At 66.1% G+C, this 20,453-nt stretch carries 17 protein-coding genes and 1 tRNA gene; 7 read left to right on the forward strand and 11 right to left on the reverse strand.

Annotated elements, in window-relative coordinates; genetic code table 11:
• Positions 1–54: 54 nt before the first annotated feature.
• From CKJ85_RS09415 to CKJ85_RS09455, 9 genes are all read right to left on the reverse strand, one after another.
• The gene (locus CKJ85_RS09415) at positions 55–1,359 is read right to left on the reverse strand and encodes a copper oxidase (RefSeq protein ID WP_095554157.1); all 1,305 of its coding nucleotides are present in this window, start codon (positions 1,357–1,359) and stop codon (positions 55–57) included.
• Positions 1,360–1,396: 37 nt separating this feature from the next.
• Positions 1,397–1,723 (reverse strand): hypothetical protein, encoded by a 327-nt coding sequence (locus CKJ85_RS09420; protein ID WP_095554158.1) that lies wholly within the window; start codon positions 1,721–1,723, stop codon positions 1,397–1,399.
• A 192-nt stretch (positions 1,724–1,915) separates the two neighbouring features.
• Positions 1,916–3,301, reverse strand: coding sequence for an MFS transporter (locus tag CKJ85_RS09425; RefSeq protein ID WP_095554179.1), 1,386 nt, complete (start codon positions 3,299–3,301; stop codon positions 1,916–1,918).
• An 89-nt stretch (positions 3,302–3,390) separates the two neighbouring features.
• Positions 3,391–4,392 carry a S66 peptidase family protein gene (locus tag CKJ85_RS09430; RefSeq protein WP_095554159.1) on the reverse strand — a complete coding sequence of 334 codons (1,002 nt, stop codon included), beginning with the start codon at positions 4,390–4,392 and terminating at the stop codon, positions 3,391–3,393.
• Positions 4,389–5,507 carry a cysteine desulfurase family protein gene (locus CKJ85_RS09435; protein ID WP_095554160.1) on the reverse strand — a complete coding sequence of 373 codons (1,119 nt, stop codon included), beginning with the start codon at positions 5,505–5,507 and terminating at the stop codon, positions 4,389–4,391. Before CKJ85_RS09435 ends, CKJ85_RS09430 begins: the two co-directional genes overlap by 4 nt.
• A complete protein-coding gene (nadC, locus tag CKJ85_RS09440; protein ID WP_095554161.1) occupies positions 5,504–6,397 on the reverse strand; it encodes a carboxylating nicotinate-nucleotide diphosphorylase in 894 nt (297 codons plus the stop codon). Before nadC ends, CKJ85_RS09435 begins: the two co-directional genes overlap by 4 nt.
• Positions 6,391–7,632: a quinolinate synthase NadA gene (gene nadA / locus CKJ85_RS09445; protein ID WP_095554162.1), complete on the reverse strand. Its 1,242-nt coding sequence runs from the start codon at positions 7,630–7,632 to the stop codon at positions 6,391–6,393. The genes nadC and nadA overlap by 7 nt, the downstream gene beginning before the upstream one ends.
• A 5-nt stretch (positions 7,633–7,637) precedes the next feature.
• Positions 7,638–8,378: an NUDIX hydrolase gene (locus CKJ85_RS09450; RefSeq protein ID WP_233127029.1), complete on the reverse strand. Its 741-nt coding sequence runs from the start codon at positions 8,376–8,378 to the stop codon at positions 7,638–7,640.
• A 107-nt stretch (positions 8,379–8,485) separates the two neighbouring features.
• Positions 8,486–11,833 carry an SdrD B-like domain-containing protein gene (locus CKJ85_RS09455; RefSeq protein ID WP_143340194.1) on the reverse strand — a complete coding sequence of 1,116 codons (3,348 nt, stop codon included), beginning with the start codon at positions 11,831–11,833 and terminating at the stop codon, positions 8,486–8,488.
• Between the two features lie 563 nt (positions 11,834–12,396).
• Here CKJ85_RS09455 and CKJ85_RS09465 point away from each other — a divergent pair.
• Positions 12,397–12,561 (forward strand): NAD(P)-binding protein, encoded by a 165-nt coding sequence (locus CKJ85_RS09465; RefSeq protein ID WP_095545542.1) that lies wholly within the window; start codon positions 12,397–12,399, stop codon positions 12,559–12,561.
• A 76-nt stretch (positions 12,562–12,637) separates the two neighbouring features.
• Positions 12,638–13,534, forward strand: coding sequence for an FAD-dependent monooxygenase (locus CKJ85_RS09470; RefSeq protein ID WP_095554166.1), 897 nt, complete (start codon positions 12,638–12,640; stop codon positions 13,532–13,534).
• Between the two features lie 124 nt (positions 13,535–13,658).
• On the opposite strand, the gene CKJ85_RS09475 is transcribed toward CKJ85_RS09470, so the two are convergent.
• Together CKJ85_RS09475 and CKJ85_RS09480 are read right to left on the reverse strand one after the other, a co-directional pair.
• The gene (locus CKJ85_RS09475) at positions 13,659–14,282 is read right to left on the reverse strand and encodes an NYN domain-containing protein (protein ID WP_158221636.1); all 624 of its coding nucleotides are present in this window, start codon (positions 14,280–14,282) and stop codon (positions 13,659–13,661) included.
• A gap of 306 nt (positions 14,283–14,588) precedes the next feature.
• Positions 14,589–14,673 (reverse strand) — tRNA-Leu (locus CKJ85_RS09480).
• A 171-nt stretch (positions 14,674–14,844) separates the two neighbouring features.
• Here CKJ85_RS09480 and CKJ85_RS09485 point away from each other — a divergent pair.
• Genes CKJ85_RS09485 through CKJ85_RS09505 form a run of 5 tightly spaced genes read left to right on the forward strand, consistent with a single transcriptional unit; the run spans position 14,845 to position 20,421 of the window.
• A complete protein-coding gene (locus CKJ85_RS09485) occupies positions 14,845–15,753 on the forward strand; it encodes a DUF3662 and FHA domain-containing protein (RefSeq protein ID WP_095535829.1) in 909 nt (302 codons plus the stop codon).
• A gap of 25 nt (positions 15,754–15,778) precedes the next feature.
• Positions 15,779–16,228, forward strand: coding sequence for an FHA domain-containing protein (locus CKJ85_RS09490; RefSeq protein WP_095275311.1), 450 nt, complete (start codon positions 15,779–15,781; stop codon positions 16,226–16,228).
• Positions 16,225–17,613: a PP2C family serine/threonine-protein phosphatase gene (locus CKJ85_RS09495; RefSeq protein WP_095554168.1), complete on the forward strand. Its 1,389-nt coding sequence runs from the start codon at positions 16,225–16,227 to the stop codon at positions 17,611–17,613. Before CKJ85_RS09490 ends, CKJ85_RS09495 begins: the two co-directional genes overlap by 4 nt.
• Before the next feature lies 1 nt (position 17,614).
• Positions 17,615–18,979 carry an FtsW/RodA/SpoVE family cell cycle protein gene (locus CKJ85_RS09500; protein WP_095554169.1) on the forward strand — a complete coding sequence of 455 codons (1,365 nt, stop codon included), beginning with the start codon at positions 17,615–17,617 and terminating at the stop codon, positions 18,977–18,979.
• On the forward strand, positions 18,976–20,421 hold the full coding sequence (locus CKJ85_RS09505) for a penicillin-binding transpeptidase domain-containing protein (protein ID WP_095554170.1): 1,446 nt from the start codon (positions 18,976–18,978) through the stop codon (positions 20,419–20,421). The genes CKJ85_RS09500 and CKJ85_RS09505 overlap by 4 nt, the downstream gene beginning before the upstream one ends.
• Positions 20,422–20,453: the final 32 nt, after the last annotated feature.

Genomic DNA, 20,453 nt, shown 5'->3' on the forward strand with positions numbered 1-20,453 from the left:
CGCAAAAATGGAACCGGGGGCCGGGTTGCTGCGTCTAATACGGTTTGGGGTTTTTCAGCTCAGCACGGCGATGAGCACGCCCAACACGACGAGCGCGGCGGCGGATTGGGTGGCGGGGTGTTGGGTGGGTGTGGCGTCGATAAGCGAATCCTTACCCTTGAGCACCCCAACCTGCGCGCGGATCGCGCGGGCCATGAGCGGCAAAAACGCGACGAGCACGCCGAAGCAGAGGACGCTCATCGCCACGCGCAGCCACGAATTGTCCGTGGCCAGCCAGCACGCGAGCGAGCCGTTGAACAGGACGATACGGAAGTACGCGGCGCGCGACAGCTCCGCCAGGCCGGCGCGGACGGCGCGCGGGCCGCCGCCCATCGTCGTGGGCAGCAGGTAGCTCATCGTGCCGATCAGGAGCTGGGCGGCGAAGCCGAGCATGAGCGCGAGCGTCGGCAGGTCCGGCGTGGTGAGGCGGACGGCGAACCAGATGAGCGTGACAATCAGCCAGATCAGCGACGCGAAGACGCTCAGGCCGGCGTAGGTGACGCGGCCGCGGGGGTCGCGAAGCACGTCGAGGACGTTGACCAGGAAGCCGTGGAACGTCCACAGCCACGCGGCGACGTACACAACCGTGCCCGCGCTAGCCAGGAGGTCCAGCCCCGCGAGCGCGCCGCAGCTGGCCACGATCACGCCCGCGACCGCCAGCGGCACCGAGACCCCCGCCCGGTCGTGCATCCCGTTGACCCGCCACATGCTGGGGAACAGCACGGTCAGCGACGCCAGCGCCGCCAACCCCACGAACCCGCCGACGTTGGTGACCAGGTGCGCGAGCCGGACGCGCTCCTGCCAGTCGCCGGGCAGCCCGAACGACAGCGCGGAGCCGAACGCCACGCCGACGGGCAAAAACACCGCGCTGGCCACGTAGCCGAGCACCACCGGACGGAGCCGCTTGTCGCGCCCGGCGCGCCGTACCTGCGCGTACAGCTGCCACGAGTGCCAGCCCAGCACTCCCGCGACGATCGCGGCGCCGACCCAGGTCAGCGCGTAGTGCCCGCGCCACCACCCGGCGAGGAACTGCCCCACCAGCACGCACACGACGCCCGCGTTGAGCGCCCAGGTGCGGCGCAGCTGTGCGGGCCGGGCGCTGTCGGGCAGCCGCTGCTGCAGGAACCGCTCGGTGAGGTTTTGCGACCACAGCACCACCGAGTTGGTCAGGATGCCCAGCGTGAACACGTGGATGAGCAGCCACCGCGGCTCGGGCACGAGCGGGTGCGCAAGCCCGATCACGATGAACACGACCATCCAGACCATCACGGGCCTGGACGCGCGCCGGTGCCAGGCGTGCGGGCTCCATTTCTTCGGCATGGCACTAACCTAACATTTACTCCAACTAAAGTTGTATTTAATTGAGGAGCTGGAGCAGCTTCTCGACGATCACCGCCCGGTTCCCCTCCGCCAGCGGCCTCGCGTAGATGTGGTCGTGCGCCCAGAGCCCCGACGCCAGCACCGACGCCGCCAGGAGGTCCGGGTCCGTGGCCGTGTCGTCGGGGCGCGGCAGCCACCGGTCCTCCACCTCCAGCCACGGGCGCGTGTAGTCGGGGTGGGTGTGGGCGTGGAGGGTGACCAGGAGCTCGGCGAGCGGCTCGTGCTCGCTCATGGTCACCAGCATCGCCCGGTAGCGCTCGCGCGGGGCGAGGTCGGCGGCGTCCCCGCCGGCGCGGGCGCGCACCTTGTCCTCCCACAGGCCCGCGGTGTACTCGTGCAGCCCGACGAGGAGCTCGTGGCGCGACGGGAAGTGGTAGAGCAGGCCGGACTTGGACAGGTCCGTCTCGGCGGCGAGCCGGTCGTAGGTGACCCCTCGATACCGCCCGGCCCGGCGACGATGGCGTAGGCGGCGCGCAGGATCTCGGCGCGCTTGCTTTTACGCGGCATGGAGCTCTCCAGACTTCGGGTTGTCGCGGAAGCACCACCAGGTCGCCGCGGCGAACGCCAGGGCCGCGGCGACGAGGAGGAGCAGGACGGCGTGGTAGGCGTCCACGTAGGCGGTGGCGGCTGCGGGGGTGGGTGGGCCGCCATAAAGCGCCTCCATGCCCTGCGGGAAGCGGCGCTCGAGCCACAGCGGGAGGAGCGAGCCGGTGACGGCGACGGTGAGCAGAGTGCCGAACTCGTACGAAACCTCCTCGACGCCCGCGGCCATGCCCGAGCGGTGCCGCGGCGCGGCGCCGAGGATGGCGATCGAGCTCACCGACATCACCGAGCCGGCGGAGAACCCGAGGAGGACGAGCGCGGCGAGCTCGAGGGCGAGGCCGTCGGCGGAGTCGCCGGCGATGAGCAGCGCGGTGCCCGCCGCCGCGCCAAGGAAGCCGCCGCCGATGAGCGGGAGGAAGCCGATGCGGTGCAGGTTCGCGCCGCCGACCACGGAGGCCGGGATCGCCGCGACCGCCATCGCCGTGATCACCGCGCCCGCGTGCAGCGGGGAGAAGCCGCTGACCAGCTGCAGTTTCTGCGAGGTCATCAGCTCCACGCCCGCGAGGACGAACATCGCGCCGGCCGCCGCGACGACGCCGCCGGAGAACAGGCGGGAGCGGAAGATGTCGAAGGTGAGCAGCGGGTCCGCCAGCCCGCGCTGCCGGCGCGCGAACAGCCAGCCCGCGAGCAGGCACACGACGACCGCGCCCCTGACCAGCGCCGCCGAGCGGTCCGGGTTGGCCACGCCCTTGATGGTCATGGTCAGGCCGGAGAGCGCGAACAAGGCGTAGACGGAGGAGACGATGTCCCAGTGCTTCTCCGGGTTGGGCACGTTCTCCGGCGCGAGGGCGAACGTGGCGATGAGCGCGACGAGCACGATCGGCACGTTGATGAGGAAGACGGAGCCCCACCAGAAGTGCTCGAGCAGCGCGCCGCCGACCAAGGGCCCGAGCGCGGCGCCGACGACCGCGACGGAGGCCCAGATGCCGATGGCGGTGTTGCGCTCCTGCTCTTTGGGGAAGGTGAGGCGAATCAGCGCGAGCGTGGCGGGCATCATCACTGCGGCGCCGAAGCCGAGGAGGCCGCGCGCCGCGACGAGCCACCACGCGCCCGGCGCGAACGCCGCGGCCAGCGACGACACCCCGAAGATGCCCAGGCCGATGAGCCACATGAGGCGGTGGCCGATTTTGTCGCCAAGCGTGCCGGTGCCCAGCAGCAGCCCGGAGAGCACCAGCGGGTACGCGTTAATGATCCACAGGGACTGCGCGGGCGTGGCGTGCAGCTGAGCGCTCAAGGCCGGCAGCGCGGTGTACAGGATCGAGTTGTCCAGGCCGATCATGAGCAGGCCCGTGGAGACGACGGCGAAGAAGGTCCAGCGTTGGGCGGAGGCGGAATGTGTCACGCGCCGAAACTGTAATGACCGTCCGTTTAGGTTTCAAGGCGGGGGAAGCGGATGGAGGCGTCGTGAAGCACTCGCACCTGCGCCTCCCCACCCACGGGGAACGTGAGCAGCGGGTTCGTGTGGCCGAAGCTCGCGTTGGCCACCACGGGTTTGCCTTCGAGCTCCGGGATCGACGCGATCGTTTCCTCGAGCATCGCGCGCGTGACGCGGCTGGCGGTTTGGAAGCGGCCGATGACCACGCCCTCGATGCCCTCGCCATCCGGCATCTGGAGCAGCGAGACGAGCTCGCGACGGAAATCCATCACGCTGTACTTGCCCGTCACCTCGGCGAAGAGGATCGCGCGCTCGAGCGACGGCATGAACTCCGTGCCCGAGAGCAGGCCCAACGTGCCCAGATTCGCGCCGAGCGCCACGCCGTGCGCCGTACCCGACTGGATCGGCCACCAGCCGTCATCGGGTTCGCGGGTGCGATTGTCCTGGTTGATAAACCAGTCGTCGTCGGTGAACCAGGTGCCCGGCTGCCACTCGATCGGGTCAAGGCCGAACGCGGCGTGCTCGAACCCGGCGCGCGTGACCTCGGAGTGGTCGCGCATGCCCAGCGTGGACCAGTGCGGGCCGATGTAGGTGGCCACGCCGGTGCGCGCGTAGACCGCGTTGGCGATCGCGGAGATGTCCGAGTTGCCGCACATGAACTTCGGGTTCGCCGCGATGAGGTCGAAATCCAGGTGCGGCAGGACCTCATTACTGGTAAACCCGCCGATCACGCTCATGATGCCCGCCACCTCGGGGTCCGCGAACGCGTCGTGCAGGTCCGCGGCGCGCGATTCCGCCGAAGAGGACCAGAACATGTCGGACTCGCGCACATTCTCGCCAAACGAGACGCTAATGCCAAGGTCCGCAAGCCGCGCGTTCGCCAACTGCTTCACGTAGCGCCCGGCCTCGCCCTGCTCCACGTACGCGAGCGAACGGGACGGGGCGACCACGCGGATGGTGTCGCCCGCTTGCAAAGGTCGCGGGTAGAGAGTCATTGCTCCGACATTACCCGCACGATCGCGTCGATCGTGTCTGACGGAAGTGGCGCGGGCAGGCTGAAGCGCAGCGCGGACTGGGCGAGCTCAGGCGAGTAGCCGAGCGCGGTGAGCACCGGCGAGGGTTCCGCGCTGCCCGCCCGGCAGGCCGAGCCGGAGCTTGCCGCAAACCCCGCGACGTCGAGCGCGATGAGCAGTGCCTCGCCGCTGATGCCTTCGACGACGAATGAGGCGTGGTTGGGCAGCCGCTCGGTGCGGTGCCCGGTCAGGCGTGCGCCGGGCACATGCTTTTCGACGCCCACGATCAACGCATCCCGCGACGCCATCACCTCCAGCGCGCGCTGCCCGGCGCGCGCCTGCTGCGCTTGTACCGCCGCGGCGAACCCGGCGATCCCCGCCACGTTCTGCGTGCCGGCGCGGCGCCCACCCTCCTGTCCGCCGCCGTAGATGACGGGTTCGAGCGGCACGTCGCGCGGCAGAAGCAGCGCGCCGACACCGGCCGGGCCACCGAACTTGTGCGAGGCCAGCGCCACCGTGGTCGCACGCGGACCGGGCCAGCCGCCCGCGGAGAGATCGACCGGCAAGTTCGCGGCGGCTTGCACGGCGTCGAGGTGCAGCGCCACCTGCGCGGGGACTTCGGGCACATTGGCGACCGTGCCGACCTCGCTGTTGGCCAGGCCAAGCGCGACGAGCGTGGTATCCGGGCGCAAAAGCCGGTCCAGGTCGGTCTGTGCGATCCGGCCATGCTTGTCGACGGGCACGTAGTCCACCGCAAAGCCGTGGATCCGCTCGAGTGCGGCGCAGCTTTGCAGGACCGAGGAGTGCTCGATGGCTGAGGTGATGATGTGGCGGCCGCGCGGGGCGGCCAGGGCGCGACCGATGATGCCGAGGGTGTTGGCTTCGGTGCCGCCGGAGGTGAACACCACGCCCGCCGGGTGCACGCCGAAGGCCTCGGCGATCGTGGCGCGGGCCGACTCGAGGACGTTCGCGGCGCGCTCGCCCGCGGAATGTACGCTCGAGGGGTTCGCGCAGGCCGCATCATAGACCTGCAGCATCGCGGCGCGGGCCTCGGGCAGAAGCGGGGCGGTGGCGGCGGCGTCGAGGTAGGCGCTCACTCGTCTGCGACCTCATCGACCTCATCGACCTCATCGACCTCATCGACGCTGTCGAGGCCCAGGTCGAGCGCGCGGGCGCTGTGGGTGAGCTTGCCCACCGAGATCACGTCCACCCCACAGGCGGCGAGCTCGGCGACGGTGTCGAGGTTGACGTTGCCGCTGGCTTCGGTGGGCACGTGGGCGTCAATAAACGAGACTGCCTCGCGCAACTCGGCGGGCGAGAAATTATCCAACATGATGCTGTCCACGCCCGCGGCGAGCACCGGCTCGATCTGCGCAAGCGAATCGACCTCCACCTCAATGTGCGTGGTGTGGCTGACGCGAGCGCGGATCGTGCGCAGCGCCTCCGTGATCCCGCGCGGACCCGTGGCGCCGAGCGCGGCGAGGTGATTGTCCTTGATCATCACCGCATCCGAGAGGCTAAACCGGTGGTTGTGGCCGCCGCCGGCGCGCACCGCGTGCTTCTCAAAGGCGCGCAGGCCAGGGGTGGTCTTACGCGTATCCACGATGCGGGTGCCGGTGCCTTCGACCGCGGCGACGTAGCGGGCTGTCAGCGTGGCGATGCCCGACATCCGCTGCGCGAAGTTCAGTGCGACGCGCTCCGCGCTCAAGATGCCGCGGGCCGGGCCCTCGATGAGCGCGAGGCGCTGGCCGGCGTCGAAATGCGTGCCCTCGGGCGAAAGCTCGGTGACCGTGATCTGGGGATCCGCGGCCGCGAACGCCGCGCGGACCACCTCTCCCCCGGCGAAGACGCCCTCTTCGCGGGCCACCAGCGCGGTGCGCAGGCGGGCGTCGGGAGCAATCGCGGCCTCAACGGTCGCATCACCCCACGGCATGTCCTCTGCGAGCGCGGCGCAGACAGCGGCGTTGATGAGTTCCGGAGTCAGCATGGCTTCGCCGCCAGCATCCGCTCGAGCGCCACGCGTGCGTCAGACGCGGTGGCTTCCGGCACCACGATCTGGTTTTCCACCCGGCCCTCGAGCAGCGACTCGAGCGTCCACGCCAGATACGCCGGGTGGATGCGGTACATCGTCGAGCACGGGCACACTACCGGGTCCAGGCAGAAGATCGTGCGATCCGGGTACTGTTGTGCGAGGCGGTTGACCATGTTGATCTCGGTGCCGATGGCGATCACATCGCCGGGTGCGGAGTTCTCCACCACGCGGCGGATGACTTCGGTGGAACCGGAGGAATCGGCGGCGTCGACAACCGGCGCAGGGCACTCCGGGTGCACCACGACGTGCACGCCCGGGTACTCCGCGCGCGCCTTTTCGATCTGCTCCACTGTGAAGCGGCGGTGGACGGAGCAGATGCCGTTCCACAGAATCACCTTCGCCTGCGCGAGCTGCTGCGCGGTGTTGCCGCCGAGCGGCTCGTTGGGGTTCCACATGCACATCTGTTCGTCCGTAATGCCCATCGCGCGCGCCGTGTTGCGGCCTAGGTGCTGATCCGGCAGGAAGACGACGCGCTCGGCGCGCTCGAACGCCTCCTTGAGCACGGTCGCCGCGTTCGAGGAGGTGCACACCACGCCGTCGTTGCGGCCGCAGAAGGCCTTGATGTCGGCGGCCGAGTTCATGTACGTCACCGGCACGATCTGCTCGCCGGGCAGCGCTTCGTGCAGCTGGTCGAAGCACGCCTCGACCTGCGCGAGGTTGGCCATATCCGCCATCGAGCATCCGGCGTTCAGGTTCGGCAGCACCACGGCCTGGTCCGCCCCGGAAAGGATGTCGGCGGTCTCCGCCATGAAGTGCACCCCGCAAAAGACGAAGGCCTCCGCCTCCGGGTGCGCCTTCGCCTGCTGGGCGAGGTTGAAAGAGTCCCCGATGAAGTCCGCAAACTTCACGATCTCGTCGCGCTGGTAGAAGTGCCCCAGAATCTTCACCCGCTCGCCCAGCTTCTCCTTCGCCGCGGTGATCATCGCGTCGAGTTCCTCCGGGCCCGCCTGCGTATACCGTGCAGGCAGCGGTGCCTGCGGTGTGGGCAGCGGCGCGAACGTGTCGCCGCGCGAGGCGCCCGGCCCGTAGGAGGCGTTCTGGGCGGTCTGCCACGGCTCGGCGGGCAGCTCCGTGTCGCAGGTGGCTTCCTGGGCCGCCTTTTGCGTGATCAAATCGGCAACTGAAGGCATGGTTCTTACTCTTTCTCGCTAATGAATCTGTAGTACTTCGCCGGTCGGTGCTTGGTACCGGCTTCGGTGGTGCCGGTGGCCTCGAGCTCTCCGCCCGCCAATGCTTGCCGACGAAAATTCGCCGGATCCAGCCCCTTCCCCCCGATCGCCTCGTGCACCCGGCGCAGCTGCGTGAGGGTAAAGGACTCTTCGAGGAAGCGGTGGGCGATCAGGGTTTGTTCTGCGCGCTTTTGCAGGCGCGTGATCCCGGCGCGGATGATCTCCGCGTGGTCGAAGGCCAGCTCCGGCAGCTCGCGCGTGTTCCACCAGGCGATGTTCGGGTCGTCGGGAAGCTCGGTGCCAGCGAAATCCTGGGGTCGAAACTGCGCCCAGTACGCGATGGTGACCATGCGTTGCGCCTCCGCGGAGCGCTCCACAGAACCGAAAGCGTAGAGCTGCTCCAGGTAGTTCGGCGTGGCACCACTGGCCGCAACGAGCGTCTCGCGCGCGGTTTCGCCCAACGTCTGGTTCCACTGCGTCGGCCCGCCGGGCAGCGCCCACGCACCGTAAAACGGGTCGCGCACGCGGCGCACCAGCGGGATCCACAGCCCACTGTCTGCGTTGAGTTCAGTGGGTGTTCCAGTTGGGTTGTGCAGCGCAAACGCGACTGTGGACACCGCCACCATCGGCCCGAGCCTCTGGCGCTCGGCCACGTTGAGCCTTTGCAAGCCGAACATGGACTCACCTCCCGCGTCACTTATAGTCATGATGACTTTAAGTGAGCTTAGGCGAGGTGTCGGGTCCAGGCAAGCACTGGTTTCACGCAAAACCGGCCCGGTGCATTGCGCACCGGGCCGGTTTGGGGAGGAACGGTTTAGTCCTGCTTGCCAGCAGAGGAGCCCTTCAGCGAGGTAAAGGCCTCACCCTTCTCGTTCGAGCACCAGTCGTAGAGCACGCCGCCCAGGGCAGCTACGCCCAGGATCGCGGCGGCGATGGTGCCGACCTGTCGAACGTTCGGGTCGGCTGCGAGCTGCTGCAGCTGGCGGTTTGCAGCGTCGATCTGCGCGCGCAGCTCGCCGAACTGGTCATTGTCGTTGCCACGGTTGCCAGTGCCCCAGTCCGGGGTGTTGCGGCTGAACTGCGCCTGGATCTCGGCGTTGATCTTGGCAACCTGCTGGTTGATCGCGTCCATGTACGGCGCACCCACCTGGCCGCCTACTGCCGCGAGCAGTGCGACCGGCACCAGGTAGAGAATTGGCGAGGCGACCGCGTTGGCCACACAACGATCAAGCACACCGCCGGGCGCGGACGGCACGCCCGGAGTCGGGGTGGCCGGCACCGTCGGCTCCTCCTCCACGATCTTCTTGGTCTTGCGCAGGCCAAGGTCGTAGGAGTTGTTGCGCTCGCCCGGCTTCAGGGTGACATTGGAAATCAGGCCCTCCTCGTCGGTTGCGCCCGGCACCTTGCCGGTGACTTCCCAACCCTGCGGCTTGATAAAACGGACCTCGTACTCCTTGTTCGGGTCGAGCCCCTCGATGAACCAGTTTCCGTTCTGGTCAGTCGTGGTAGTGCGGGTCGGCTCGCCGTCGCGAATGACCTGCACGGTGACGTCGGAAAGACCCTTCTCGTCCTCGTCCTGCACGCCGTCGCCGTTCTCGTCGTTCCAGACGCGATCACCAACAGTGCCCTTCGGCAGGACGCCCAGGTCAACGTCGAGACGCTTCTCGCCCTTCTCGATCGTGACAGTGCGCTTCACCTGGCTCGGATCCGACGGGGTGTGATCGCCCGGCAGGTACTCCACGGTGTACTCGCCCGGAGTGACGTCAACCTTCCAATTGCCGTCCTCGTCCGAAACAGTACGAGTGACCTCGTTGCCGTCCTTATCGGTAACGACCACCGTGACGCCAGGGACACCAGTCTTCTCGCCCGGATCCTCCTTGCCATCACCATTTTCATCCAGCCACACGCGGTCACCAATGGTGCCCGGAGTCTCCGGCTCGCAGTCGCAATCCGGCTTCACTGCCTTCAGGCCCAGGTCATAGGTGTCGTTATACTCCTTGGGCTTCAGGGTTGCCTTTGCAACCAGGCCCTCCTCGTCGGTCGCACCCGGCACCTTGCCGGTGACTTCCCAACCCTGCGGCTTGATAAAGCGAACCTCGTAGTCCACGCCCGGGGTCAGGCCGTCGATACGCCAATCGCCCTGCTCATCCGTGTAGGTAGTGCGGGCCGACTCACCCTCACGGGAGACCTCGACGATGACGTTCGGCACGCCCTTCTCGCCCTCGTCCTGCACGCCGTCGCCGTTCTCGTCGTTCCAGACGCGGTCGCCGATGGCACCGCCCGGCAGCACGCCGAGGTCAATGTCGAAGTTCTCTTCGCCCGGCTCAATCTTCACGGTGCGCTCGATGAGGCGCTCGTCGCTAGCGACGTAATTGCCCGGCTTGTAAGTGACGGTGTACTCACCCGGATCAACGTCAACCTTCCAATTGCCGTCCTCGTCCGAAACAGTACGAGTGACCTCGTTGCCGTCCTTATCGGTAACGACCACCGTGACGCCAGGGACACCAGTCTTCTCGCCCGAATCCTCCTTGCCATCACCATTTTCATCCAGCCACACGCGGTCACCAATGGTGCCGCGCTCCAGTGCCACCGGCTCCTTCACCGTGGTCGTCTCCGTCACCGTGGTCGGCTCGCAGTCGCAGCCCTCGGTTTCGGTGACAGTGGCGGTCGTGGTTTCAGTCTCAGTGGAGGTCGCGGTTTCAGTCTCAGTGGAGGTCGCGGTTTCAGTCTCAGTGGAGGTCGCGGTGGTCGTGGTCTTTTCCGACTCCGTCTCCGTCGACGTAGTCGTGACCGCCGGGGCCGTTTCAGTCGGCGTAGTCGTGACCGCCGGGGCCGTTTCAGTCGGCGTACTCGTGACCGCCGGGGCGGTCTTTGTCAGCGTCGTCGTAACCGTGGAGGCAGTCTCCGTCGGAGTCACCGTGGTCGTCGCTGCGGTGGTCGTCGAAGTCTCGGTGGTAGTGGTCGTTTCGGTGGTGGTCTCCGTAGTGGTTTCCGTCGACGTCGACGTTGTCGGTTCCGGCTGAGGGGTCGGCTTTTCATCCGGCTCCACCACGCGAAGCGTGTTGCTTTTTTCGACCAAAGCCACCTGGTCAGTGACTACCTGGCCGATATAGACGTCGTGAGTAACAACCGGGTCTGCACCCGCCGCGCACTGCGGAGAAGTATCCTTCACCGGCTGGGTGACCTCAACAATAGTACCGCTGGGCAGGAAGAACTCACCGGGCCAATCCTTGGGGACGACGGCGTCGCTTGGTTTCAAACCCCAGTCGTACACCTGACGCCAGTCGCGGCCCGGCAATCCCGCGTCACGCGCCTCAACAATTTGCGGCATGTCTTGGTGCTCGGGTGAGTCCGGAGTATGAAGCTGAGCGCGCTTCATAATCTGGGAAGTAACGTCTTGGCCATCCACGATGAATTTCAACTCAGCCTCGCCGAGCTCCGCATTCGGGGAGCGAGTCCCAAGCCAAAGGTCACTCAGCCACCCACCATATTTGCCGTTCTGAGACACGTAAGAGGACTTCGAAATGAGTGTGCAGCGGTCATTCGGGTCGGCGATAAAACGGGCATCATTCCGGTCTGGGAATTGGTTCTCGGGCGCGATACGCGCCGTAGCCTCAATCGTCGCAGGGGAGAACTCTGTGCCTGGCTCAATGTCTTCAGAAACCTTGACCGGCACCTTGTAAGTGAAGGAGTCATTCGCGCTGATGTAACCAAAGTCTACGATGTAGCCTCCGCCTGCGGGCTTCACCTCAGCGTTCCGCTTCTCGCCGCTCTTCCAAACAAACGCCGACGGGTCAATCTGCGGTTCCGCTTCAAGCTGGTCAGAAAACTGCAGGGCGATTGTCGCCCCTTTGACGTCAGACTCGCCCGGCCCCAGCTGGTTACCACTAGGTGGGAAAGGAGCCTCGAAGGAACCGGTGAACTCAAGCTCCACCGTTTCCCCAGGCTCCACCTCTTTGTCGGTCGGAGTAACGTTGACCGACACCTTCGGCTGTAGCTCTTGATTCTTATTGTCGGGGTTGCCGTTGAGGAAGGAATCATCCTTCACAACGTAGGCGTGCGCGTGAGGCGCAACTCCCCCCGCTACCGCAAGCGTCACAGTGCTCAGTGCGGCAATCAGCTTCCGACGGAAGCCCCGGCGCTCATTTCCCGATGTACTCATGTATATGTCCTCTCGATCCATCCAAACCCTAACAAGGGATTCACAGCGAAATTCCAAGCTTTTCAAGACAAAGATCAGAGTAATTAAAAGTACAACTCTCCGCATGACACATTCAGAAACCCACGTATTCCAGGGGCGAGAGACAAAACGTGTGCGTTTGATTATAGATTCCCGGCCCTGCCCAGAGACAGAGCAGAAAAGTATTCGCTGAAACTAAGTTCCACGGTCTCCGTCGCGAAGATCCACCACTTCAGGTATTTGGATGCGCTATCGATGCAACGCCATTGAAGAGCATAAACAGGCTGGAAATCGGCGTGAACGCACAATTCAATCACCTCGCCCGAGCCTACCGCGGCACATTTGACGAACACGTCGGGCGTGACAGGCTTACGTCTCCCAATCAGCCTCACAGCGGACCTAATTGTCCTGCATTCACGAAAGGCGCACCTTTTTGTATCGAGAATCTGTGCTTAGCATCCGCAACCAGCATCCATGCAAACTGATTCGCGTGTGAATAGTCTGCGGCCGCGGACTCCGCTCCACGGCCACTAGGCTCGTAGCCCATGAGGATAGGCATCATCGGCGCTGGCATTGCCGGTCTCGCGCTGGGGGCGGCGCTGCACCGGGCGGGCATGGACGTGCAGGTTTACGAAGAGCATGCGCAGATCCGCAGCGGAGGCGCCGGCACACGCTCGCGCCGAACGATCTTGCCGCCCTCGACGCCTTAGGTATAGACGCAGATTTCCGCGCGCTGCAGCAGCAACAAGCGCCATTGCAAGGCGGGATCCGTAACCCACGGGGAGATTGGCTCACGCGCATCTCCCCGGAAATCACGCGCGCTTAACCCTCGCGCTCGACCGCACCACACTCCACTCGCTGCTGCTCGCAGGCATCCCGGGCCCCCGCGTCCACACCTCGGCGGAAGCGGTGGGCGTCGACGCCAGATCCGGCACAGTCACCTTCGCCGACGGCACTGAAGTGCGCTTCGACGTCGTGGTGGGCGCGGACGGGATCCGCAGCGCAGTGCGGGCCAGCTGCTTCGACGATCCCGGCATGACCTACGCCGGCTACAACACGTGGCGCGCAATCACCGAAGGGGTACCGCTTGACGCCGGGTTCGAGACCTGGGGAGCGCACGCCCGCTTCGGGGCCGTCCCGCTTCACGACAGCCACACCTACTGGTTCGCCGTCACCTCCGGCCCAGTAGCCCAGCCCGGAGCCCAAGCGCTCCACCAGCTGCACGCGACCTTCGAGCAGTGGCACGACCCGATCCCCGCGCTGCTGCGCGCCACCCCAGAGGACTCGGTTCAGTACCTTCCCATCCACGAGTTGGCGAAACCGCTCGCGAGCTACTACAGCGACAAGGTCGTGCTGGTTGGGGATGCGTCGCACGCCATGACGCCAAACATCGGGCAGGGCGCGTGCCAGGGTCTCGAAGACGCCGCGGTGCTCGCGCGGCTGCTACGCGCAGGGGTAACGGACTTCGCTATCTACGACGTCCACCGGCACCGCCGCAGCCAACAGATTGCGCGCCAGTCGCGGCTCATCGGGCGCGCGCTACATTTCGGCGGCAAGCGTGTGGGCACCGCCCGCAACTGGATACTCAAGCACGTGCCGGATGCGGTATCCGACAGGCAGGTACAAGCGGTGACTGCGTGGGAGGTGCCGGAATTGGGGGGTGTGTGCGGCAAGAAGCGTTAAAAAATTAGAGCCCCACATGAAGCGGGGCTCTAGGCCGACCCTCGAAGGGAATCGGTTCGGTAGAAGATATATTTACACGAGTTAGTTTAAGAAAGCAACCGACACGCCTTACCTGCCGATTCCGCTACCAATTTTGTGGCTTCTCCACTTGGCTACCATCAGGCAGAGGGACAACGTTAGGGAACTGTGATTTTGAAATTCTACCGGGGTTAATCACACGGGAAAATGACGGGTTCGCCTGGTAGAGCGCTCCCGAGGCACTTTGATGCGGGTAAAGAGCGCCGGTGCGCTGACCAAGGTCTTCACGAACCATCCTGAGTGGCGTCACTAGGTCAGTGTCGTTACTCACCACGACGAAAGTATCTGCATTGCCTTGGAAAGCATCGAGAAGTAGATAGCTTGCCAGATTCACATCTGAGCCCTTCTCCTCTGTTTTCAAAACCGTCACGAAATCAGGAGGGGGTGAAGCGTTCTTCATCGTCTTTGTGTTTGTAAGGAAGGTTCCCAGATGAACGGTGAGATTTGGTATTGAGCTTAGCGCTCTGAGATAGAGCTCTTGGCGTTGAGGATCAGTGTCACCGGGGTACCGGGCCGAAACCCGGGCGGTGAAATATCGAATTTGGTTGATCGATTCACGTGGTAGACACTCAGCACAAAGCCTCTGAAGATCTAGCCAGCGCTTATCAGCCTTTCCAGCCAATGCGCGATAGTAAAGATTAAAGCCGTCTATATACACATTTGTAGCCATGCGGCCAATATACCGAGGAAGAGGCACTTCGATCTGAGCCGCAATTTTCAGCCTGGAGTACCCCTCCGCCATCGTGAGTTCAGCGGCACCAGCACCCCCACCGCATTACGCGATTGCCCCAAACGGAGCTAGCTCCATGTAGACCTCCCCGTACCGACAAACCCCAGGTCGCGGGAATCCGGAACCCCTAAACGGAGCTAGCTCCATTCGGACCGGATCCAGGAGACAGATCCCGGGGACGCGGCGAATCCCCCACGCAGACGTCGACAAGCGAAAAGGCCCCGCTCTCGCGGGGCCTTCCGGTTGTGCCCGGGGCGGGACTTGAACCCGCACGTCCTTATCGAACACTGGCACCTGAAGCCAGCGCGTCTGCCAATTCCGCCACCCGGGCGGGCGACTTGATTAATATAACACCACGCCCCAACATACCTCCAAATCGCCAGTTCACACCGCATTTTCGCGTTTTGAACTAGGTCTGCGGGCGCTGCGCACTTATACTTGCTTGGTTATAGGACATCAGTGAGAACAAAATGAGAGCCGCTGGGAAGGAGGTGCGGGCAGTATGGGTGTCATGGATCGTTTGGCCAAGCTGGACTCATCCATGCAGCGTGGCCTGGACAATTCCATGGCCGCGCTGTTTGGCGGCAAGGTCGTGCCGGCCGAGATTGAAGAGCTGGTGAAGCAGGAGGCGCAGGACTCCGTCGTGGTCACGGACCGCGACGAGTACGTCTCCCCCAACGTGTTTGCGGTGGGCGTGTCGTCGAAGGACCTGGAGAACCTGTCGCAGCAGCGCGACCTGCCCGCGGACCTCGCAGAGCAACTCATGCGGTACGTGCGCAACCTGGGCTGGTTTTTGGACGGGCCCGCCGTCGTGCGTATCGCCGAGGAGTCTGGGCTGCGGACCGGCCAGCTGCGCGTGTCGTCCTACATCGACCAGGAGCCCGACGTGGTCAGCGGCTTCGACGCGATCGTGGCGGAGCCGAAAAAGAAGCGGCGCCGCCACGCAGCCAGCCAGGTTCCCACGGATCACAACCATCAGGAGGATCACATGAATGAGCCGACGACAGATGCCGCCGCCACCGGCGGCACCCCGACGGTGAGCCTGCTGCTACAGGACGGGTCTTCGCGCACCTACCTCGTGCACGAGGGCTCCAACATCCTGGGCCGCTCCAACGACGCGGACTTCCGCCTGCCGGACACCGGGGTATCCCGCCAGCACGCGGAGATCACGTGGGACGGCGAGGTCGCCGTCCTGGTGGACCTGCAGTCCACCAACGGCACCACCGTCAACGAGGAACCGGTGGAAAACTGGATGCTCGCGGACGGCGACGTGATTACGCTGGGCCACTCGCACATCGAGGTGCGCATCGTGGAGCCGCTCGCGCAGGCTGCGGCCGCCGCGGACGCGCACCAGGACGTCCCGGAGGCCCAGGTGGACGCCCACCCGAGCACCGAGTTCTTCCGCCCCTAACACCGCAACCCCGTAAAGGAGCCCCATGGATTCCGCTGTGATTCTCAGCGCCCGCTTCGGCCTGCTCGCACTGCTGTGGGTGTTCATCCTGCTCGTCCTGTGGGTGCAGCGGAAGGATGTGGTGCGGGCTGCGGGGGCGGTGCGTCGACAAGCGAAGAGCTCCGCTCCCATCCGCCGCGAGAAGGCACGAGAGCTTGCGGTAGTTGAGGGGCCCCTCAAAGGCTCCCACATGGAAATTGCCAGCCTGGAGGACTTAACTATCGGGCGGGCCGGTGACAACGACTTCCAGCTCGGCGACGATTTCGCGTCCTCCACGCACGCGCGCCTGTTCCGCCGCGGCAGCGAGTGGTTCATCGAGGACATGGACTCGCGCAACGGCACGTTTGTCAACGGCACACGCATTGACCAGCCGGAAAGGGTGTCTGTGGGCACGGATATAAAGATGGGACGCACGATTGTGAGGCTGATGCCATGAGTTTGCGCTTAAACTACGTCGCCGCGTCCGACCGCGGCCTGGTCAGGGGCAACAACGAGGATTCGGCATACGCGGGCCCCAACTTGCTCGTGCTTGCCGACGGCATGGGTGGCCACGCAGCGGGCGAGGTCGCCTCCCAGCTCATGGTCGAGCACATGGAGCACCTGGACCGCGACCCCGGCGACGCGGACATGCTCGCCCTGCTCGGGGCGGCGGCGGAGGACGCGAACGCGTCGATCGCCGAGTCAGTGAAGCACCACCCGGAGCAGGCGGGCATGGGCACGACGCTCACCGCGCTCATGTTCAACGGCCTCGGCTTCGGCATGATCCACGTGGGCGACTCCCGGGGCTATTTGCTTCGCGACGGCACGCTGACCCAAATCACCGAAGACGATACATTCGTCCAGTCGCTGGTCAACGAAGGCAAGCTCAACCCGGCCGACGTGTCGAGCCACCCGCAGAAGTCGCTGATCTTGAAGGCGTACACCGGGCGCCCGGTGGAGCCGCACCTGGAGATGATCAACACCCAGCCGGGCGACCGCGTCCTGCTGTGCTCCGACGGCCTGTCCGACCCGGTCACCCCGGAGACCATCGCGGTGGCCCTCGGGCAGGGCACCCCGGAGGTCGCGTCGCAGCGGCTCATCGAGCTAGCGCTGCGCTCCGGCGGCCCGGACAACATCACCGTGGTTGTCGCGGACGTCGTCGCGGCCGACGACAAGGACGCGCCCGAGCTGCCGACCGCGCCCGTGCAGGCCGGCGCGCTGGCGCCGGACTTCGAGCAGTCCCACCCGGACTCGTCCGCGAGCCGCGCCGCGGCGATCATGCGCAAGTCCGAGACCATCCCGCCGAACCAGCACCGCGAGGCCACCAAGATGGCCGGCAGCGCGGGCGACCGCGGCGGCGCAGGAGGCTCCGGCGGCGCTGGCGGCTCCGACGGTGCCGAAGATGCCGACGAGGAGGATCATCCTCGAGGCAAACGAACCGTCTGGCCGTGGGTAGTCGGCGCGCTCGTGCTGGCGATCGCGCTCGTGGCTGCCGGGCTGATGTTCGTGCAGCACCGCGCGACTGACCAGTACTTCGTCTCCGCGGCGAGCGACGGACACTACGTCATCGAGCACGGCTCCCGCGACGACCGGGCGCCGATCCAGCAGGCCTGCCTGGACAACCGGAACCGGCTGCGCATCGTCTCGGCCGACTCCACGCCGGAGGACTGCCACGTGTTCAACCAGTCCGACCTGCCCGAGAGCCAGCGCTCCGTGCCGGAGAACTTTGGCGGCGGCACTTACGACGACGTCCTCGGCCTGCTTTATCGCATGGCGGGTGAGGCGTTGCCGGTGTGCGTCGATAAGCATGAAGACCCCGAGACCTGCAGGACGGTGAGCTGACGTGAAGCGGCTATTCTCGCGAAACCTCGAGCTCCTCCTGCTGCTGTGCTCGGCGGGGCTTTTGCTGCTCATGGTGTTCGGGCTGGAGATGAGCCAGGGGCGGACGCTGTCGAAGGACATGCTTTACCTGGTCGGCGGCTTCGTCGGCGTGTACGCGATCGCGCACGTCGCGCTCACGCTGCTCGCGCCGCGGGCCGACCAGGTGATGCTGCCGGTGGTCTCGCTGCTCAACGCGCTCGGCCTGGTCATCATCTACCGCCTCGACCTGGCGGAACGACCAGGCTACGGGCCGCTGGCGGAGCGGCAAGTGCTGTGGTCGCTGGTCGGCGTCGTGCTCATGGTGCTGACGCTGGCGATCGTGCGCGACCACAAGTCGCTGTCGCGCTACTCCTACCTGCTCGGCCTGGCCGGGCTGATCCTGCTTGCGCTGCCGCTCGTGTGGCCGCAGCCGGAGGGCTACGCGGACGCGCGCATCTGGCTGTGGCTGGGCCCGTTCTCCATCCAGCCGGGCGAGTTTTCCAAGATCCTGCTGCTCATCTTCTTCGCGCAGCTGCTCGCGCAGAAGCGCGCCCTGTTCACCGTGGCGGGCAAGCGCTTCCTGGGCATGACGTTCCCGCGCCTGCGCGACCTCGCGCCGATTCTGGCGGTGTGGGCCATCGCCATCCTCATCATGGGCGTGTCCAACGATTTCGGCCCGGCGCTGCTGCTGTTCGCCACCGTGCTGGGGATGGTGTACTTTGCCACCGGCCGCACGTCCTGGCTGGTCATCGGCCTGGGGCTTGTGGCCGTGGGCGGCTACGCCGTCTACCAGGTCAGCGAGAAGATCCAGACGCGCTTTACCAACTTCATCAACCCGTTCGAGGACTTCGACGGCGCCGGCAACCAGCCAGCCAACGCGCTCATCGGCCTGAGCTGGGGCGGCATGACCGGCACCGGCCTGGGCTACGGCCACCCCGAGCTCGTCCCCGTCGCGCACTCGGACTACATCCTCGCCGCGCTGGGCGAGGAGCTCGGCTTCGTGGGCATCGCCGCCGTGCTGTGCCTGTTCGCCGTGCTGGTCACCCGCGGGTTCCGCGCCGCGATGCAGCTGCGCGACTCCTACGGCAAGCTGCTCGCCTCCGGACTCGCGCTCACCCTGGCCATCCAGATCTTCGTGGTGGCGGGCGGCATCTCCGCGATGCTGCCCATGACCGGTCTGACCACGCCGTTCATGTCGGCGGGCGGGTCGTCCATTATGGCCAACTACATCCTGGTCGGGCTGCTGCTGCGCATCTCCAACAGCGCGAACACGCCCACCGAGTACGACGCCTCCGCCGTGGCGTCCCACCCGGGCACCGGCGTGGCCGAGGCGGTGAGCGCCCGATGAACAAGTCACTGAAATACGGGGCGATCCTCTCGCTCCTGCTCACCGTGGCGCTGCTGGTCAACTTCACCGTGGTCCAGAACTTCCGCGAGGAAGAGTACGCGCAGAGCCCGCACAACTCCCGCACGTTCCTGGAGCTGAAGCAGATCAACCGCGGCCAGATCAGCGCGGGCGGGCAGGTGCTCGCCGAGTCCCACCGCGACGACAACGGCTTCTACCAGCGCACCTACCCCAACATGCCGTACTCGTTCGGCCCGATCGTGGGCTATGTGTCCGACACCTACGGCACCTCGCAGGTCGAGTCCGCCTACAACGGCGCGCTGACCGGCGACGGCCAGGGCAACTCCCGCTTCATGCGCACCGGCCACGAGGAGGACGCCGTGGGCAACTCCGTCGAGCTGTCCATGGACCCCAATCTGCAGGCCTTCGCCTACGAGCAGCTGTCCAACAACGGCTACAACGGCGCGATCGTGGCGCTGCGCCCCTCGAGCGGGCAGGTGCTCGCGATGGCGTCCACGCCCTCGTTCGACCCGAACCAGATTGCCAACCCGGCCACCGCGAACGACGCCTGGGCCCAGCTCACCAACGACCCCGGCCAGCCGCTGCTGGACCACGCGTCGCAGGAGCAGCTGCCGCCGGGCTCCATCTTCAAGATCATCACCACCGCCGCGGGCCTGCGCTCCGGCTACACGCCGCAGTCCATGCTCACCGGCGACGCGCAGATCACGCTGCCGGGCACCAACGTGCCGCTGACCAACTACGGCGGGCAGGCCTGCGCGGGCGGCGGCCAGGTGCCGCTGACCACCGCGTTCTCCTTGTCCTGCAACACCGCCTTCGTGCAGATGGCGCTGAACATGGGCACGGACCCGCTGCGCAAGGCGGCCGCTGACTTCGGCGTGGGCGAGCACTACGACCTGGGCATCCCCAACGCGGACGGCTCGCTGGGCGACATCCCCGGCGCCGCCGAGCTGGGCCAGTCCGCCATCGGCCAGCGCGACGTCACCATGACCGCGCTGCAGGCCGCCGTCATGGCGGGCGTGGTGGCCAACGGCGGCAAACGGATGAAGCCGTACGTGGTCAACCGCGTGGTCACCCCGGACCTGCGCACCGTGGAGGAGACCAAACCGGAGCTGCTCAACGAGGCGCTCACCCCCGAGGAGGCGGGCACGCTCACGGAGCTCATGTACGCCTCCGAGCGCGCCACCTGGGGCTACGACGGCAACAGCTTCGCCTCCAAGACGGGCACCGCCGAGCACGCCGAGGGCGCCGCCCCGCACGTGTGGTACGTGGCGTTCGACCCGGCGAAGGACGTCGCGGTCGGCGTCGTGGTCAAGAACGGCGGGCACCTGGGCAACGGCGCCACAGGCGGCCAGGTCTCCGGCCCGCTCGGGCGCGCGGTCCTGCGCGCGGCACCCGCGGCGCCGGCTCCGGAGGAGGGGCAGTGATGGATGGCTGCGTAGCGTCGATAAGCAATACA

Origin of the sequence: Corynebacterium sp. NML 150383, assembly GCF_002285085.1 — a bacterium.
GTDB classification, from domain to species: Bacteria; Actinomycetota; Actinomycetes; order Mycobacteriales; family Mycobacteriaceae; genus Corynebacterium; species Corynebacterium gottingense.